Here is a 17,220-nt window from a genome sequence, read left to right on the forward strand (position 1 = left end):
CTGCTCCTAGGAATGGCCGCCTGCCGCGCCGGCGGCTCACCGCTCGACGACGACGCCGAGCGAGAACGACGCGAGCGGGCTGAAGGTCGAGGTCACCCGTCCCGCGAACCGGATATCGACAGGGGGAATCGCCGCGCCGCCGAGCGCGCCCGCCGTGAGAACCAGGGAGTCGATGAGCCGGAGGCGCGCCTCGCCTCGCCCGTAGACGAGGGCGGTGATCGCGGACTCGTCGCTGTCGAGGTAGGGCGGCCTCGCCTCGCCCGACGCGCTCACGTGGGCGAGGCCCACGCCAGGGGACAGGACGAGCCCGAAACGGCCCGTCCTCGCGACGGGCGCGAGGACGAGCTCGGCGCCGAGGAGCGTGGCGCGAAAGCGGACCTCGCCTTCCGGCGCGTCGATCGTCGGGCCGGCGAGCGGCAGGTCCGCGAGGAGCCCGACGCCGACCCGGGCCGAAGGCCAGATCCGGAGCGAGGCATCGAGCGCCAGCGACACGCCCGGCGTCTGCCACCCCACGGCCACCGCGACGCCCACATCGACGAGCGCGGCCCGCGGCGCCGCGGGCACCGGGAACGCGGGCGCCGGAGGCCCCCACGCGCCGAGCGGCGGGCTCCGCCACGCGTCGCCGGGCCCCACGGCCACGGCCGAAGGCGCGACGGGCGCGGGCGGGAGCGGCGCCGGCGCGACCGCCGCCGGCGTGGCGTCGGCGGGGGCGCCGGCCGGCGACCGCAGCGCCCGCACCAGCTCCGCCGCGCGGAGCACCCGGGTGTCGAGCGGGCCGTCAGGCGCCACGCTCGCGACGAGATCCGCCCGGCCGCCCGACGCCGACCAGATCTCGATCGCCCCCTCGTCCCCCTCGGGGACGACGATGAGCAGCCCGCCGGGCGCGACCGCCACCGGGCTCACCTCGACCTGCACCGGCAAGCCCGCCGCTTCGAGCTCCTGCGAGAGCCGGTGCGCCAGCGCGCCGCGCACACCGGCGACGACGGTGATCGGCGAGCGCTCGTCGGCGAAACACGGCGCCGCGAGCGCCAGGGACGCCAAGAGCGCGACGAGCGCGCCGCCCATCGGGCGCGCCGCGGCGCGCGCTCCGGACAGGCTCCGCCGACGCCGTCCCGACGCCCGTGACGCGCGCGGGCGCAGCGTCAATCGGCCCCACCGGCGAGCGTCGCCGCGAGCCCGGCGTGGGCGCCGTTCGGGTAGGCCGCGAGGTAGCGCGCGGCGAGCTCGCGGGCGCGCGCGTGGAGCTTCAGGTTCGTCGCGCACTCGATGGAGCGGCCGAGCGCCTCCGGCGCCAGCGCGCCGCGCGGCCTCTCCGCGAGGTACACGGCGAACCAGCGCTCGGCCTCCGCCCAGGCGCCGCGCCCGTCGAACGCCATGCGGCCGAGGTGGTACGCCGCCACGGCGGCGGCGTCGCTCCCGACAAACCGCGCTCGCGCCGTCTGGTAGAACCGGGCCGCGACGTCCGGCTTGCGCGCGAGCCGCGCCGCGGACCCGAGCTCGACGAGCTCCGCGCCGGCGGCGCGCTCGAGCACCGCGTCGATGCCGAGGAGCTCCACGTCCGCGAGCGCCTCGGCGAGCTTGCCCGCGGCGAGGTGCGCGCGCCAGCCCCCGGCGGGGGCCGCGGCCGAGGGCGCCTCCGCGCGGGCCGGCGGCGCAGGAGGCGCCGCCGGCGCTGGCGCGGCGGCGCTCGCGCTCGGGGGGAGGGCCGGCGGGTCAGCGGGCGGGCTCGCCTCGGGATCGGGCGCCGGAGGCGGCGCGGCGGCGCGGGGGGCCGCGCACGTCAGCCGGATCGACTCGGGCGCGGCGACGGCGCGCCCCGGCGGCTCGACGCAAGAGCCCAGCACGCGCACGCGCCCGGCGCTCATCGAGACCGCGAGCTCCTCGGCCTCGGTGTCCCACGTGACGTCGAACTCGGTGCCGATCACGTGCACCTCGAACGGCCCTCCCGCCACCACCCACCGGGTGTCGTCGCGATGCACGACGCGCACGTGCAGCGATCCGCGCTCCAGGAGGACCCCGGCGCCGAGCGGGCCGACCTCGGTCACACGGGCGCGCGTCCCCGACGCGAGGTCCACGCGCGAGCCGTCCGAGAAGTCGAGCCCGACGCGCGACGCGTCCGCAGCCACCCACCGGCCCACGACGCCGGGCGATCCGTCGACCCGGTAGGTCAACGGGTCGCGCGGCCGGGACAGCGCGAAGAAGAGGGCGGAAGCGGCGACGCACGCCGCAGCGAGCGCGAAGCCGAGCCGCCGCCGCGGGGAGCGAGCCGCCCCTTCGCGCAGCGAGAGCGCGGCCTCTTTGCGGTAGATCGCCTGGAGCCGATCTGCCGCTCCGGGCCGCGCCAGCCGCTCGAGCGCGGCGTCCTGGTGCGCGGCGACCCGGCGCCCCAGGGCCGCGATGTCCTTGGTCCTCACGTCCATCGGTCGCCCTCCGCGAGCCAGGAGGCAAGCACTTCATCCTTCTTGCAGCGCTCGACGAACGCGGCCTCCGCGCGCTGGAGCCGGCGTTTGACGGTCGCCACCGACACATTGCAAGCGGCGGCCACGTCGGCGAGCTCCTGGCCCTCGACGATCCGCAGCGTGAAGGCCAGCCGCTCGTCGGGATCGAGCGTCTCCAGGGCTCGATAGAAGGCGCGCACCCCCTGCCGGGCCTCTGGATCGACGCTGGCCGCGATCTCCGGCAGCTCGTCGCTCGCGAAGAACGCGAGCCAGCGGTGCCGCCGCTTCTTGCGGATCGCCTCGCGCGCGACGAAGACGGTGACGCTGGAGATGAACGGCTTCAACGCCTCGGGCTCGCGCACGTCGTCGATGCGGGAGAACACCCGGGCGAACACGTCCTGCACGAGATCCTCCAAGGTCCGGAGATCGCCCAGGATGCGAAACAGCATCCGCTCGACGAGGCCGGCGTAAGCGTCGAGCAGGCGGCGCTCCGCCGCGGGATTCCGGGCGTGCAGGCCGCGCAGGACCTCGGGCAAGGTGGGCTGCGCGTCGACAGGGGGATCCGGCGAGCGGGGCTTTCGGACGACGCGGAGGTGCGCGGACATCGCGGTAGCCTCTTCAATGGCCGGTCCCCGTCGCGACGGCTCAGCGCCGGCGTCGGAGCGCGCTGAGCCTGCTCGGCACGGAGGCCGTGCTCACCGGCATGCGCGCCGAGGTGGCGCAGGCCAGCCCGCGCGCGCCCGCTGGCGAGGCGACCGCGCGCCGACGCTAGGTCTGCGTGCGGGGTGTCGCGCGCTCCCCGTGCGCTGCCAGGGCGGCGCCGCCCGCCCTGCGCTGCGCCAGGCAGAACCTGAGGCCCTCCCGCAGGCTGCGCATCGGGTTCAGCTCGTCGAACGAGACGCCGATCGCCACGAGCGTCTCGGCGACGTGGCCGCCCAGCCCGGTGAGGACGCAGCGAGCGCCGAGGAGCTGCACCGCCTGGGCGAGCTTGACGAGGTGCTGGGCGGTCATCGAGTCGATGACCGTGACGCCGGTGAGGTCGAGGATCACCCACTCGACGTCGCTGTCGTCCGCCACGCGGGCGAGCAGCCGATCGGTCACCTCGACGGCCCGCACCGAGTCGATGAGCCCGACGAGCGGGAGCGTGAGGATGCCATGCCAGATATCGATGATCGGCACCGAGAGCTCCCGGATGGCGTACTCCTGGCGCTGGATGGTCTCCAGCTGGCTCTCGAGCTCGCGCTTGGAGGCAGCGAGCGCGGCGAGCGCCTGCGCGTTCTGCTCCGCGGTCGCGGAGAGCTCGGAGAGAAAGACCCGCAGCGCCTCCTCGACCACCCCGAAGGCATCCTGTTCGACGGCCCCGAGCTGCTTCAGGGCGAGCTCGACCTCTCCCGTCGACGCGAGCGCGACAGCATCGATGACGCGCTGCATCCGGCGCTCCTCGAAAGAGATCATGTTCTCGGATTCTTGCATGGGCTCCTCTGCGCTCGACAAAGGTTGACCGGGGGCCTCGGTGCGATGTCGCTGCGGCGCGGCGCCGGCGTCGCCGGCGGCCTGCGCGCGGACGCGCTCGCAACGACGTCACCGCGCGCTGGACCACACGACCACACCTGTCCAGATATCCTATCTCGCCGCTCGACGTGTGAATCTACCTTCGACCAAGGTCAAACAGATAGCCCATCTTCATCGCGGCTGGAAGGAACCTGCTCGCCCGGCCGGCAGCGTCGAGGCCGCTCGCGCGTCCCCGGCAGCCCGCGATCAATCGAGCGAGCGGGCGCAGCGGAACCCGGTCGAGACGTCGCCCGCCTCGCGGTCGAACGCCAGGCGGAAGGTCGACTTCGCCGTGCTCGCCGAGAAATCCCACGATCCGCCGCGGAGCACGCCCTTGCTGCCGGTCGCCGGCACCTGGGGATCCGTCTGGGCGCCCTTCGCGTAGGCGCCTGGGTCCCAGCCGTCGGCCACCCATTCCCAGACGTTGCCCGCCATGTCGAGCGCGCCCGACGCGCTCGCCCCGGCCGTGGCCGAGCCGACCTCCTGGGTGCCTTTGCCGAGCGCGCCGCAGCCCTGCCCGGCGGGCCGCGACACGACGGCGTGCGCGCACCCCGGCGGCTCGTTGCCCCAGGGGTACTCGCGGCCGTCGGCGCCGCGCGCGGCGTATTCCCACTCGGCCTCGGTCGGGAGCCGCTTGCCGACGAAGGCGCAGTACGCGGCCGCCTGCGCCTGATCGACGCAGGAGATCGGGTGCTGCGCCTTCGCGGGATCCGCCGCGGTGCAGAGCGCGCCGCGCTGCTCCACGTCCGCGTCGCTGGCGCGGGGGCCGTGCAGGCCGCTCGGCGTGCACCGGCCCGCGTCGACGCAGCGCTGGTAGGCGGCGACCGTGACCTCGGTGCGATCGAGGTCGAACGCGCGGGTCAGGGTGACCTCGTGGGGCGGCCGCTCGGATTTGCCGCCCTTGGCGCTGCCCATCGTGAACCGGCCCGCGGGCACCCGGACCATGTCCGGCGGGGGCGGCGCCTTGGCCGGCGGCGCGGTCAGGCCGCCGCGCGCGCGCGCCGGCAGCGCGTCGTCGGGGGCGCGGTGCTGGAAGAACGCGACGGCGCCCGCGCCGAGGGCGGCGGCCAGCGCGACCGCCGAGACGACCGCGGGCAGCAGACGGCGCCGCCGCGCGGACGCGGCGGTCGCGGGCGCGGCCGGAGGCGAGCCCGGAGGCAGCGACCCCGGCGGCGGCGCGCTCGCGGTGATGCCGCGCATCGTGGTGAGGGGCGCGCGCGGTGGCGCGGGTCCGGGGGCGAGCGTCGAGGCGAGAGCGGGCGGCGCGCCGGCAAGGCCGCGGGGCGCCTCCAGCGCGGATGCCGCGCCCGCCGGGCCCGGCGCGACGACGGCCGCGCTCGCGACCGCCGTATCCGCCAGGCCCGGCGCCGCGCCCGCCGCAGGCACGACCGCGCCGACGGACGCGGCCGCCCCGGCCATGGCGGCCTCGAGCGCTCCCCAGAGCTCGCCCGCCGTGCGGTAGCGCTCGCGCGGCTCGACCGCGAGCGCGCGGCGCACCACCGCCTCGACGGCCTCGGGCGCGCTCACGCCCGCGCCGCGCAGGCTCGGGCGGAACGCCGGATCGGTCGCGGCGATGTAGAGCTGCGTGACGTCGCTCCCGAGGAGGGCGCGGTCGCCCGACGCCACCTCGATGAGCACCAGGGCGAGCGCGAAGACATCGGTCCACGGCCCGGTCGCGCCGAAGCGCTGGTGGAACTGCTCCGGCGCGCCGTAGTGGACGGTGAAGGCCCGGAGGGCGCCGCCCGTCTCGGCCATCGCCTGCGTCATGCTCGAGAGCTCGCCGAGCACCTTGGCGATGCCGAAGTCGAGGACCTTCAGCGTGCGCCGGCCGCCGATGTCCGTGAGGAACAGGTTCGCGGGCTTGATGTCGCGGTGGGCGACGCCCTGCGCGTGCGCGACCTCGAGCGCGTGCGCCGCGGGCGCGAGCAGGGCGATCGCCTCGGCGAGGGGGCGCGCCGCCCCGCCGCCGGCGCGCCGCGCGGCGATGTCGTGGTCGAGCGGCGCGCCCTCGAGCCACTCGAGCACGAGGTAGGGCGTCCACTCGCCCGACGGCGAGACCGCGGCGCCCGTGTCGAGGGCCTGCACGATGCCGGCGCTCGCGCGGGAGAGGCGGTGGAGGAGCCGGCCCTCGTTGAGGAGCATCCGCTGGAACGCCTCGCGCTCGGCCGGCGCCAGCGATCCGAGCGCCTTCAGGCACTTGACCGCGACCGGCTCGTCGAACCCGAGGTGATGGCCGCGGTAGACGACCCCGAACCCGCCCTCGCCGACCACGGCGTCGAGCCGGTATTTGCCGCCGATCGTCGCGCCCACCCAGCCGAACGGATCCGAAGGTGCCATCTCGCGGCGCGAGTCTACACCGGGCGCTGCGGCCGCGCGGAGATCGTGCCGTCATCGCGCGTGAATCGTGGGGTAATCGCGCGGTGTTCGCGCACGGAGGCCTCAGTCGCGCTCATCGCGTTTCGGCGCCCTAGAGGTGCGGACGCTCCGGAGGAGGCCTGTGTCCCTCAGCCCCCTTCGCGCGCCCGCGCCTCCGCCCCGCCCCAGCTCAGCGCCCGCTCGAAGAACGCGCACAGCTCCTCGTGCCGCGCCCGCGCGTCCGCGCGGCCTATCTCGATGAGCCGCCCCGCGAACTCCCCATCGAAGAGCAGATACGACAGGAAGTCGGCCTCGCGCTGCTCGTCCCCCTCGGCGAGGCGCCGCATCACGCGGCCGAGCACGCTCGTGGTCCGCGCGCGGAACGCCGGCGAGCGCACGAACTCCGCCGCCAGGCTGCCGATGTCCTTGGAGGCGCGGATGAGCAGCGACCGCAGCGGCCGGAGCGCGCGCCCCGGCGGGAGCCCGAGCTGCTCGTTCAGCGCGTCGACGAAGCCCTCCCCGTAGCGGCGCCGCCCCGCCTCCAGGATGCCGTTGATGCTCTCCAGCCGCGCCAGGTCGTTGTCGATCCGGTCGAGCATCAGCGCGTTCAGCGTCTTCCCGAGCAGGAAGAGCGGCCCGGGGAAGCCCGGCGCGTCGCGCTCGGTCGCGGCCGAGGCGGGCTCGATGTACCGCGGATTCACGACGATCACGCCGTCGGCCCCGAGGCGCCGCGCCGGCGAGAGCGGGACGTTCTGGCGCAGCCCGCCGTCGCAGTAGAGCTCGCCGTCGATGCTCACCGGGCGGAACAGGATGGGCAGCGCCGACGAGGCGAGGGCGTGCTCGGCGCGGATCGCGGTGGCGCGCGGGGAGATCGTCGGGTCGTGGCTCCAGGGCGGCAGGCCTGGCTCGCGGCGGTGGACGAAGACGACGGTGCGGCCGCTCTTGACCAGCGTCGTCGACACGGTGACGGCCGACAGCAGCCCTCGCTCGAGGTGGCCGTCGATCCGCTCGAAGGGGACGGCCTCCGCGATCTGCCGCTCGAGGCCCGACGTGTCGAGGAGCGAGGCGTGGCCGCCGCTCGCGGGCGCGCCCGCGGCGCCGCCGCGGAGCAGGTCGTGCCCCACGGCGAGCACGCCGCGCACGTCGAGGCGCACGAGGTCGTCGATGCGCAGGCGCGTCCACACCGCGGCGAGCCGCCGGGCTCGGCTCCGCGCCTCGTCCGCGAACGCGGCGAGCCCGCACACGTTGATGGCGCCGACGGAGGTGCCGCACAGGATGTCGAGCGGCGCCTCGCGGCCGAGGTCGCGCGAGACCTCCTCGAGGATGTGCTGCACGACGCCGACCTCGTAAGCGCCGCGCGCGGCGCCGCCGGCCAGGACGAGCGCGATCTTGGGGGCGCGGCCATACCGGGTCGAAGCGGGCGCGACGTGGGCCATGCTCGCAGAGTACCACGATCGCCAGCGCGACACCGACCCTGAAAAGCGCGCCTCGCGCGGCGCCATGCTACACACCCGTGGCCGTGGCCATGGCGCGCACGCGCGCGGACGTGGCCATGGCGCGCACGCGCGCGGACGTGGCCATGGCGCGCACGCGCGCGGACGTGGCCATGGCGCGCACGCGCGCGGACGTGGCCATGGCGCGCACGCGCGCGGACGTGGCCATGGCGCGCACGCGCGCGGACACGGAGGCGCCCGATGACGGCAATCTACCTCGTCCTTGCCTACCTCCTCGGAGCGATCCCGACAGGCTACCTCTTTGCGCGGTTCGTCAAAGGCGTCGATATCCGCGCCATGGGCTCGGGGAACATCGGCGCCACGAACGTCCTTCGCGCGTTCGGCTGGAGGCCCGGGCTGGCCGTCCTGGCCGCGGACATGGCGAAGGGCGCGCTCGTCGCCGGTCCCCTCGCGTCATGGCTCTCCGCCGCGCCGGGCGGGTGGGTCGCGGCGGCCGGCGGCCTCGCCGCGGTGCTGGGCCACGACTACACCGTGTTCCTCGGGATGCGGGGCGGCAAGGGCGTCGCGACGTCCTGCGGTGTCCTGCTCGTGCTGGCGCCGCGGGCCACGCTCGTCACGCTCGCCGTCTTCGCGATCGTCGTGCGGGCGACCCGGATGGTCTCGGCCGGCTCCCTGGCCGGCGCGCTCGCCTTGCCGGCGCTCCTCTGGCTCCTCAACGAGCGCGGCGCCCCGGTGCTGTGCCTCTCGCTCCTCCTCTGCGCCTTCATCTGGCTGAAGCACATCCCGAACCTGCGGCGGATCCTCGCGGGCACCGAGAGCACCCTCTCCTTCGGGAAGCGGCCCGACGGCGGCGCGAGCGCCGGCGCGCCCCGCGAGGGCGAGCGGCGCTGACGCCGCCGGCCGGCCGCGGCCGCGCGCCTCGCCAGCTCACTTGGTGATCGTCTTCGCGTAGATCACCGCGCCTTGCTTGTCGATGAACTCGAAGCGCAGCACGTTCTCCTCGAACTCCAGGTAAGCGAAGGCCTCGGTCTCGTCGTTATAGAAGAGCTGCCCGGGCTCGTTCGGGGCCGAGGTCAGCCACGGGCGGGTCTTCGAGCCGGCGCCGCTGACGGCGAAATAGGTGTCCGGGCAGAGCTCGTCGCGCCCCTTGTCGATGAGCTCGAGATTGTGGTCGTGGCCGCACATGTACATGTCGGCCCCGCAGTAGATCGCGCGCTGCATGGCGAACATCCCGTCCAGCCCGAGCTGCTGATTGTCGGCGGCGTGAGCGCCCGACGTGTAGCGGGGGTGATGGCCGAAGACGATCTTCCACCGGGCGTCCGAGGCGGCGACCCGCGCGCTCATGTCGACCGCTTGTTCATCGGAGGTGAAGTCGACGGTATCGATCCCGAAGAGATGAACGAACCCCACGCGGACATCGTAATACGCGGCGGGCATGCGCCATTTGTCGGTCATCCGCGTTCCCGGCCCGTCGCCCACCGGCAGCAGCGAGTAATCGATCTGCGCCTGCCGCACGCCGCTGCTGCTGGGGCCGTGATCGTGGTTGCCGAGGACCGCGTAGAACGGGAGGCCGTTCAGGCCCGGTCGATCGTAGGGCTGCTCGAACTTCGGCCCCCATTGGGCGTCGCCGGTATCGAGCACGCCGTGATCGTAGAAGTTGTCGCCGTTCATCATCACGGCGTGACAGCCCCCCACCGCGAGGCACTTCTCGCTCATGCGATCGGCGACCTGGTTCTGCGCGAGGTTGCCCTCGCCGGTGTCGCCGATCGCGATGATCCTCACGACCCTGGACGGCTCGCCCACGGCGCCGTCGACCTCGGCGCCCCCGTCGACCTGGGAGCCCCCCTCGTCCGTGGCGCCGCTCGGCGCGCCACCGCTGCCCTCGCTGCTCGAGCGGCCGCCCGCTCCCTCCGGCGCGACGCCGACGGGGGGCGTCACGCTGTCCGCGACACCGCAGCCTGCGCCCGAGGCGACGGCCGGCAACGCGCAGAGGGCGAGGACCGCAAAGGACCGGAAAGCGCCGGAGAAACGACAGAAGTGTGCCATCGGCGCGCATTCTAGCCGGCGCCGTTTTCGCTTGACACCCGCAAGACGTTCACCTATCGAAGTTGAACATCACTTTCAATATCAACAACGGAGCCCCCGTGAGCCGAGAGATGCCCCCTGCCCCGAGCCCGTCCCCATGCGCAGCGCTCGCCGCTTTCCCCGGGTCCGACGCGCCCCAGGCGGGGCTCTCGTGAGCGCGCGCACGCCGCTCGCCGTGGATCCCCCGCGCCGGACCGATCCCGCGCGCCCCGCGGAGCCCGCGCGCGACGAGGGGTGGCCGCCGCCGCCGCACGATCCTCGCGAGCGCGAGCTCGCCCTGGTCGTCGCGGGCTGGGAGGTGCGCCTCTTCGTCGGGCGGAAGTTCGAGTACTTCGTCGCGCGCGGCTTCTGGCACCTCCAGCTCTGGCACCCGGAGGCGCGCGTCTCGGTGCTGACGCCCTCGCGGCTCACGCGCGGGCTCTACGAGGCGTACCCGATCGCGAACTGGAAGGCGCAGGCGCCCGACTACGACAAGCTCGTGACGCTCCTCGGCGGCCTGTTCGCGGCGAAGCTCCCGGACAAGGCCGCGGTGCTGCGCCTCGAGCGCGCGCTCGTCGACGAGGTCGTCCGCGGCGGCGGCGGGGTGCCGTCGTGACGCGCCGGCCCCCGGGGGCGCGCGCGCTCGCGCGGCCTCGCGCCCCGCGCCGCGGGGAGGGCGCATGATCTCCACGGCGGTCTCCAGGCACGCGGTGCTCTCGCTGGTCGGGCGCGCCGAGGCGCGGGTGCGCTTTCCGGACCTCGGCTTCGCCGACCCGTGGGCCGAGGCGATGCTGGCCTCGCTCGACGTGGACCCGGCGGGCTTCGACGCCCGCGCGCTCCGCACCTCGACCGTGCGCACCATGGCGGTCGATCGGCTCGTCCGCGACTACGTCGCGCGGAACCCGCTCGGCCTCGTCATCGCGCTCGACGCCGGGCTCTGCACGCGGTTCTCGCGCGTCGACAACGGGACGCTCCGCTGGGTGGAGCTCGATCCGCCCCACCTCGCCGAGTTCAAGTGCGCGCATCGCCTCGGCCACGCGTCGGACCGCCACGCCGTCGCGCGGTGCTGCTCGATCGCGTGCACGGGCTGGATGGACTGCCTCCGCGGCGCGGGCGACGTGCCGACGCTCCTCATCGCCGAGGGCGCCCTGGCCCGCCAGCCGCCCGAGGTCGTCGACGCCTTCCTCACGCGGGCCTCCGTGCGCCTCGCGCCGGGGACGGAGCTCATCCTCGATCACGAGGCGTCGCCACCGCTCCGGATCCCGCCGCGGTCGCGCGCCTGCTTGGAGCTCCCCTCGCTGGACGGCTCCGTGTCGCGCTATCCGCGGCTGCGCCCGTTCTGCGAGGGCGACGCCTCGACCGCGCTCGGGCGAGCGTTGCGCGACGCGAGCCGGATGCCTCGCCTGTACCAGCACGGAGGCGCGCCGCCCGTCCTCCACCTCCGCTTCGCGTGAGCCCGCCGAGCGCGACGGCGCTGCGCCCGAGCCGCGATGTGCCCGCCGGGGCCTGGATCGCGAGCGATCCCGCGCGATCGCGGGGCAGGACGCGCCTCCGGTCAGTACACGCGGAACTGCCCGCTCAGCGTGATCAGCGAGAGCAGGTGGAGCAGCCCCGGGTAGTAGCGCGGCAATCCGGTCGCCGGCTCGGCCGCCCACGCCGCCTCGATGTACTCGGCGCGATCCCTGGTCGTCGCGACGAGGCCGACGACGCCGTTCGTGACGACGAGCGCCGGGTCCCTGGCCTCGACCAGCACGCCGTCGAGCGTGTAGGCCCCGCCGTACCAGTCGATGCCCTGCCTCGAGAAGAACGCCAGCAGCCGGTTGGCCTCCTCCACCTGCCACGGGTCGACCCCGAACCAGATCTGGTCGAGCGCGAGGTTCAGCAGCGTGCGGTAGGACTCCGAATCGAAGTTCGCCGAGCCGGTCACCGGCGTGCCGTCGAAGTGGGCGCGCACCGGGATGAGCCCGGTGATCGGGTGCGCGGTCCGCCTCCAGTGCTCGCGCGCGCTCTCCGCGGCCTCGGACCAGAACGGGTCGCCCGTGGCCTGCGCCCAGAGCTCGTAGTAGGCCGGCATCTCGAGGGAGGGGCGGGTCGTGTCCGCGGCTTCGACGTTCGGGACGTCGAAGACGAGCTTCGTCTCCGGATCGAAGGTGTTCGTCACGCCGTCATCGACGCCCCCGTTCAGCGTCTCCTTGTGCTGCATCACCTCGAGCAAGGCGATCGCCTCCGCTCCGTAGTCGATGGTCCCGGTGTCGCTCCCCCAGCGACCGTGGGCGAACAGCAGCGCCATCGCGAGCTGCTGGAGACCGAAGGGATCGGAGCAGAACACCGGCTTCTCGCTCCACGGCACGTCGCAGAACGACACGAAATAGCCCTGCTTGGGGCCGGACGTGTGCTCGTGCCATTCCTTGGCGTATCTCCAGAGCCGATCGAACTCTTCCCGCTTGCCGAGCTGGACGGTGATCATCATCCCGAAGCCCATGCCCTCGGTGCGCACCTGCCCGTGCAGGGTGTCCCAGATGTAAGCCCGCTCGGCGTCGTAGGCGTCCGTGTAGAAGATGGCTTCGTTGAACTTATCGCCGTAGAAGAGCTGCCGGAAGGTCGCGTCGATCTTCGACGCGATCTCTTCGTCCGACTTGCCCAGCACGTCGCTGAGCGCGTTGGGGTACTCCTGTGGGCCGGTCAGCGGGCGGAGCTCGTCGCTGGTCATCCGGTCGTAGCCGAGCCAGTCCACCGTGAGCCCGCACGCGGGCAGCGCGCAGAGCGCCAACGAGCCACAGGCAATGCCCGATGCTGCGCGGAACAAGCGGAGGAGGACGGGACAGCGCATGACCCGGAGTTTAGTCGTTCACATAGCGTCGTACCCTGGAAGCGAGCACGCTGTTCGGATGTCGTTGTAGAAATGCCTTCGCGCGCTGCGACGCGGCGTCGAGCCGGCCGCTCTTCGCGAGCGCGTCGATCCGCAGGACCTCGGCCTCGAGCCCGAGGCGGCCGCGCGGGTGCTCCTTGGAGTAGGCGTCCAGGAGCGTGAGCGCGCCCTGCGCGTTCCCGCTCGCCAGCGTCGAGCGCGCCGCGTCCAGCGCGCTGAGCTCCGCCTTGAGGGCCGCGCTCGAGGAGGCGGGCTTCGGGTCGACCCTGGAGGCCGCGCCGCCGCTGCTGCCAGCGCGCGCCGGGGCGGGGGTCTCCTCCGGCTCAGCCTCCGCCGGCGGCGCGGGCGCCGGCGCCGCCACGGGCGCCGGGCGCGCCGCGACCCGCCCGACCGGTCCCGCGAGCGCGCCGCCGAAGCGGTGGACCGCGACGAGCTCCGGCGCCTGATACCCGCGCCAGGCGAGGTAGCCGGCGGGGATGCCGGCCAGCACGCCCACCGTCGAGAGCGCGACGAGGATCTTCGTCCAGCCGAGCTTCACGGCGACCGACGAGGACGCGACGGCCGTCCCCGCCGCGGAGACCGCGGCGGGCGCTGCGACGCTGGCCGAGAGCGCGGCGGCGCCGGCGATCCCCAGCGCGGCCAGCGTCTTCGCGCGCGTCTCCGGTGAAGTCTGGTACGACGCGCCGGCGCTCAGCAGCGCGCGCTCGAGCGGGCTGTCGCTCTCTTCCAGCAGGCGGCGTGGTTCGCTCATCGTCTCACCTCGCTCGTCGAAACGAGCTCGAGCGCTCGGACGCGCTCTCGAAAATCGGCCCTGGCCCTTCGTAGCCGAGAGGCCACGGTACCCTGCGGGATCCCCAGCACGCCGGCGATCTCCACCATGCTCATCTCCTCGAATTCGTACAGCACGAACACGGTCCGCAGGTCCGACTCCATCTCGTCGAGGACCTGGTCTAGCATCTGCCGCGCGTGCTTCTGGCTGGTAAGCTGCTCCGGTGTCGCGGCGTCCACGACCTCCGGCGGCTCGGCCGCCGGGAACTCCCGCCGACGCGCAGCGCTGCGTCGCGCGTGGGCTGCCACATGAAGCGCGGTCTGGAGAAGGAAGCTCTTCTCCGCCCCCGGCCGGACGTCGTCCAGCCGCTGGGCTGCGGCGATGAAGGTGCGCTGCACCGCATCGTCGATCTCGGCGGCCGGGGTCCCCGCGTTGCGGAGCACCCGCCCGATGAAGTCGAGATGGGCGTCCACCATCCGGCGCAGTCGCGCGTCTCGCTGTCTCAAGCTCTCTGCCGAAGGCTTCACGCTCGCCGGCTCCAGGTCAGATAAAGCAGGCGATGTCATGACCTCGACGACCATGTTTCCGCTCAGCGGGAGGCGAGGCCTGAGACCCGTGGACTCGAGTTCCGAAGGAGCGACGTCCGGCAGCAGCGAGCGCGGACCAGGTGCCCCGGCTTGCGAGGGGCAGCCTCCGCGACGCGCTGCTTCCAGATGACGTCCATGTCCCATAATTCCCAGGCTGCATCGAAGTGATCACGGAAGTCCAGCCTCAGAAACTGTGCACGATCCCGACGCCCGCCAGCGGCGAAATCACAGGAGTTTCGCCCACGGTTTCCGCCGGCAGGGAAATGGTGAAGCTCCGACGAACGAGCGGCACGCCGGCCCCCACTTCGATCTCGATGGCGGTGCCCCCGCCGAGCGGCACGGCGGCGCGCGCGAGGGCCCCGGCGCTCCACCACGATCGCACGGCGGAGCGCGGGTGCGACACGTCTTCCGCCGTCGCCGTGAACCAGCCGCCGGTGACCACGACACACGGCTCTGCGCTGAGGAAATCGGCGATCTGCCAGCGGAGGGGGCAGGCGGTGAGGGCAGCGGCCGCCCAGTGTATCAACGCGTTGTCGGTGCCCTGCAGGATATCGTTTCGGGCGTAGTTCAGCGAGAGCCCGAGCGAAGGGCTCAGCGCGCCGTCCGTGTGCGCGGTCGCGCGGGCGACGAGCGCGCCGCCCAGGCTCGCGTAGGGAGAGACGACCTGCGTCACCAGGAGCTGCGCGCCGACCCCGAACGTGATCGGCGGCCACGGGCGCGGGGCCGCGGGCGGCGGCTGGACCGGCCGCGGCGGGGGCGGCGCAGGCGGCGGGGGCGGCGGCAGGGGCGCGGTCTCCTCGGCCGCCTCGTCGAGCGCCAGCGCCGCGGTGAGCGAGAGCGCCTGGACCACGACCTCGCACGAGGTCGCGTCGACGGTGCGCGTGTCCGTCTCGCCGCGCTCGTGGATCACACGGAGCTCGCCGTGGACCCCGGACCCGCCGCGCGTCAGCCGGACGCGGAGGCCCCAGCCGCCCTCCCCGTCCTCCGCCTTCCGCACGCGATCCGAGCGGGCGTGGATGGCTTCGTAGAGATCGTCGACCGTCGCGCAGTCGGCCGGCGCGTCGAAGTCGACGCGGATGGGGATCGGCGTCGGCGCCGCGGTGGCCGAGGACCAGCCGAGGACGACGAGCTCGATGAACGAGATGCCGTCACCGGAAGCCACGGGCCCGAAGGTGCCACGAACCGCTCACGAACCGCCAGAAGCTCATGCGCTCCTCGCCGGGGTCGTGCAAAAATCCACTCGTCCGCGCGTCGCGCCGCGCGGCGGTGGGGGTGACCGGGCTGGCGCCGTGAGCGACCTCATCGTGCGAGCGTGCGATCACGCGCGCGCTCCCCCGAGTCGCTCGAGCACCTCGCGCAGCGAGCCGAGCTCCGCGTCCGCGCCGGTGAAATCCGACGCCGCGGTGAGCGGCGACGGGACGACCCAGCACGTCAGGCCCGCCGCCTTGGCCGACCGGAGCCCGCGCTCGGAGTCCTCGATGACGAGCACGTCGCGCGCGGCGAGCCCCAGCCGCTCGCAGGCGACCCGGTACGGCTCGGGATCCGGCTTTGCGCGCGCGTACTGCTCCCGCGTGAGCGCGAACTCGAACCACCGGAGCAGCCCCGTCGCCGCGTGCGCGCGGTGGAACGGCTCGGGCTTGCTGCTCGTGACGATGGCCATGCGGAAGCGCGCGGCGAGCGCGGAGACGACCTCGCGCACCCCCGGCAACAGGGGATCTCCGCGCGCGATGAGCTCGAGGTACCGGCGATCCCGCTCGTCGGCCAGCCGCCGCACCCCCGCCTCGTCGACGCCGCGCGCGCTGCAGAGGTGCCAGGCGCCGCGCGCCTCGACGAGGAACAGCTCACGGTAGTCCTCGGCGGTGAGCTCGACGCCGACCGACGCGATCGTCTCGCGCGTCGCCTGGAAGTAGAGCCCTTCCGTGTCGACGAGGACGCCGTCGTTATCCCAGAGGATCGCCTTGAACACGCGGGGCGTTCCTAGCGCCGCCCCTCCGTGCCGGCAAGAGAGGGCCGCGGAGCGCGCGCGTCACCCCTCGATGAGCTGCCGCTCGGCGAGGGCGCGGCGGCGGGCGAGGGCGAAGGCGGGCAGGATCACGGCGCCCGTGGCGAGGACGATGAGCGGCGGGATGAGGTAGAGAATCCCACCCGGCAAGAGGCTCGCGAGCGCCGCGTAGCCGAGCGCGCGGACCGCGCCCCGGGGCGCGCCGGCGGCGAGATCGGGCGTCGACGCCGCGTGGATCTCCCGCGCGTGGCGGAACGCGAGGTACGCGACGACGGCGTGCACGTGGCCCACGAGGACCAGGGAGAGGCGCACCCATCCGTCGAAGTCCTCGACCAGCTCGCTCCACGTCGCGAACCAGCCGCCGAGGCAGCAGTAGATCGCGAAGTGCAGCGTGAGCGGCGCGAGCACCACGGCGCCGGCGAGGGGGAGCGCGACGCTGCGGCGCTCCTCGGCGTCGATCATGCCGCGCACGCACGCCTCGGGCGCCGCGGCCTCGAGCCTCGCGCGATCCGCGTGCACGTCGCCGCTCTGCTGGATCTCGCGGGAGAGCGCCCGCCGGAGCCTCCCGTCGGCGAGCTCCCGGCCCACGACGTAGGCGAGCGCGGACGTCGCCCACGCGGCGAGGAGCGTGATCGTGGCGGCGCCGTCATCGAGGACGCCGAGGAGGGGGGGCGCGCCCGCGGCCATGGCCACCAGAACCGCGCCGCCGAGGGCGACCTGGCCGGCCAGCGACCGGGCGGCGCGGCGGGCGTAGAGGCGACGGAGGTGCTCCGGGATGGCGTCGACCTGATGGCGGTGGCGCGCGAGGAGCGATTCGATATGTAACCGCGCGACGTCCTCATCGTTCCGGTACGTGGCTCTCATGACAGGCTCCCCTCGGGCCCGGTGAACGCCGGCAGACCACGGCGGTTTCCCGGTGCCCTTCGCTCGGGCGGTTCAGCAAGCCCGGTGCCGGTTTGAAAGCCCTGGTTTTTGGCGACTTTCACGACCGGAGGCCCCGCCGTCGCCCAGCCGGTAGGCGGCCGGTGTCCACGGCGTGGACACCGGCGTCGCGGCGCTTCGTCCGGAGAAAGCAGGCGACCATGCTGAAGGGATCGCCGTATTCCGACCGTCCTGCCTATCCGCTGGCGG

At 74.1% G+C, this 17,220-nt stretch carries 17 protein-coding genes; 3 read left to right on the plus strand and 14 right to left on the minus strand.

Annotated features, from left to right (window positions below; translation table 11 throughout):
* Positions 1-36 precede the first annotated feature (36 nt).
* From WME98_RS04935 to WME98_RS04965, 7 genes are all read right to left on the minus strand, one after another.
* On the minus strand, positions 37-1,065 hold the full coding sequence (locus WME98_RS04935) for a hypothetical protein (RefSeq protein WP_437950217.1): 1,029 nt from the start codon (positions 1,063-1,065) through the stop codon (positions 37-39).
* A 77-nt stretch (positions 1,066-1,142) separates the two neighbouring features.
* Positions 1,143-2,420, minus strand: a complete 1,278-nt coding sequence (locus tag WME98_RS04940) for a FecR domain-containing protein (protein WP_437950218.1) — start codon at positions 2,418-2,420, stop codon at positions 1,143-1,145.
* On the minus strand, positions 2,411-3,043 hold the full coding sequence (locus WME98_RS04945) for an RNA polymerase sigma factor (RefSeq protein WP_437950219.1): 633 nt from the start codon (positions 3,041-3,043) through the stop codon (positions 2,411-2,413). The genes WME98_RS04940 and WME98_RS04945 overlap by 10 nt, the downstream gene beginning before the upstream one ends.
* Positions 3,044-3,206: 163 nt before the next feature.
* Complete coding sequence (locus tag WME98_RS04950; RefSeq protein WP_437950220.1) at positions 3,207-3,893, minus strand: STAS domain-containing protein; 687 nt, start codon at positions 3,891-3,893, stop codon at positions 3,207-3,209.
* 303 nt (positions 3,894-4,196) lie between these two features.
* Positions 4,197-6,326 carry a bifunctional serine/threonine-protein kinase/formylglycine-generating enzyme family protein gene (locus WME98_RS04955; protein WP_437950221.1) on the minus strand — a complete coding sequence of 710 codons (2,130 nt, stop codon included), beginning with the start codon at positions 6,324-6,326 and terminating at the stop codon, positions 4,197-4,199.
* A 167-nt stretch (positions 6,327-6,493) separates the two neighbouring features.
* A complete protein-coding gene (locus WME98_RS04960) occupies positions 6,494-7,780 on the minus strand; it encodes a patatin-like phospholipase family protein (protein ID WP_437950222.1) in 1,287 nt (428 codons plus the stop codon).
* Between the two features lie 67 nt (positions 7,781-7,847).
* A complete protein-coding gene (locus WME98_RS04965) occupies positions 7,848-8,006 on the minus strand; it encodes a hypothetical protein (RefSeq protein WP_437950223.1) in 159 nt (52 codons plus the stop codon).
* A gap of 32 nt (positions 8,007-8,038) precedes the next feature.
* Here WME98_RS04965 and plsY point away from each other — a divergent pair, with 32 nt between their 5' ends.
* Positions 8,039-8,689, plus strand: coding sequence for a glycerol-3-phosphate 1-O-acyltransferase PlsY (gene plsY, locus WME98_RS04970; protein WP_437950224.1), 651 nt, complete (start codon positions 8,039-8,041; stop codon positions 8,687-8,689).
* A gap of 36 nt (positions 8,690-8,725) precedes the next feature.
* Here plsY and WME98_RS04975 read toward each other — a convergent pair whose 3' ends face one another.
* On the minus strand, positions 8,726-9,844 hold the full coding sequence (locus tag WME98_RS04975; RefSeq protein WP_437950225.1) for a purple acid phosphatase family protein: 1,119 nt from the start codon (positions 9,842-9,844) through the stop codon (positions 8,726-8,728).
* A 190-nt stretch (positions 9,845-10,034) separates the two neighbouring features.
* Between WME98_RS04975 and WME98_RS04980 the strand changes: the two genes are divergently transcribed.
* Positions 10,035-10,478, plus strand: coding sequence for a hypothetical protein (locus tag WME98_RS04980; RefSeq protein WP_437950226.1), 444 nt, complete (start codon positions 10,035-10,037; stop codon positions 10,476-10,478).
* 64 nt (positions 10,479-10,542) lie between these two features.
* Positions 10,543-11,316: a class I SAM-dependent methyltransferase gene (locus WME98_RS04985; RefSeq protein WP_437950227.1), complete on the plus strand. Its 774-nt coding sequence runs from the start codon at positions 10,543-10,545 to the stop codon at positions 11,314-11,316.
* 101 nt (positions 11,317-11,417) lie between these two features.
* On the opposite strand, the gene WME98_RS04990 is transcribed toward WME98_RS04985, so the two are convergent.
* The 6 genes from WME98_RS04990 to WME98_RS05015 form a co-directional block, all read right to left on the minus strand.
* A complete protein-coding gene (locus WME98_RS04990) occupies positions 11,418-12,692 on the minus strand; it encodes a glycosyl hydrolase family 8 (RefSeq protein WP_437950228.1) in 1,275 nt (424 codons plus the stop codon).
* Positions 12,693-12,702: 10 nt separating this feature from the next.
* On the minus strand, positions 12,703-13,482 hold the full coding sequence (locus tag WME98_RS04995; protein ID WP_437950229.1) for a hypothetical protein: 780 nt from the start codon (positions 13,480-13,482) through the stop codon (positions 12,703-12,705).
* Entirely contained in the window at positions 13,479-14,081 is a 603-nt protein-coding gene (locus WME98_RS05000) for an RNA polymerase sigma factor (protein ID WP_437950230.1), read from the minus strand. The genes WME98_RS04995 and WME98_RS05000 overlap by 4 nt, the downstream gene beginning before the upstream one ends.
* A gap of 190 nt (positions 14,082-14,271) precedes the next feature.
* A complete protein-coding gene (locus WME98_RS05005; protein WP_437950231.1) occupies positions 14,272-15,249 on the minus strand; it encodes a hypothetical protein in 978 nt (325 codons plus the stop codon).
* 156 nt (positions 15,250-15,405) lie between these two features.
* Entirely contained in the window at positions 15,406-16,053 is a 648-nt protein-coding gene (locus tag WME98_RS05010) for an HAD family hydrolase (protein WP_437950232.1), read from the minus strand.
* Between the two features lie 60 nt (positions 16,054-16,113).
* Positions 16,114-16,776 carry a hypothetical protein gene (locus WME98_RS05015; protein WP_437332397.1) on the minus strand — a complete coding sequence of 221 codons (663 nt, stop codon included), beginning with the start codon at positions 16,774-16,776 and terminating at the stop codon, positions 16,114-16,116.
* Positions 16,777-17,220: the final 444 nt, after the last annotated feature.

The organism is Sorangium sp. So ce296 (assembly GCF_051529605.1).
GTDB lineage: Bacteria > Myxococcota_A > Polyangia > Polyangiales > Polyangiaceae > Sorangium > Sorangium cellulosum_D.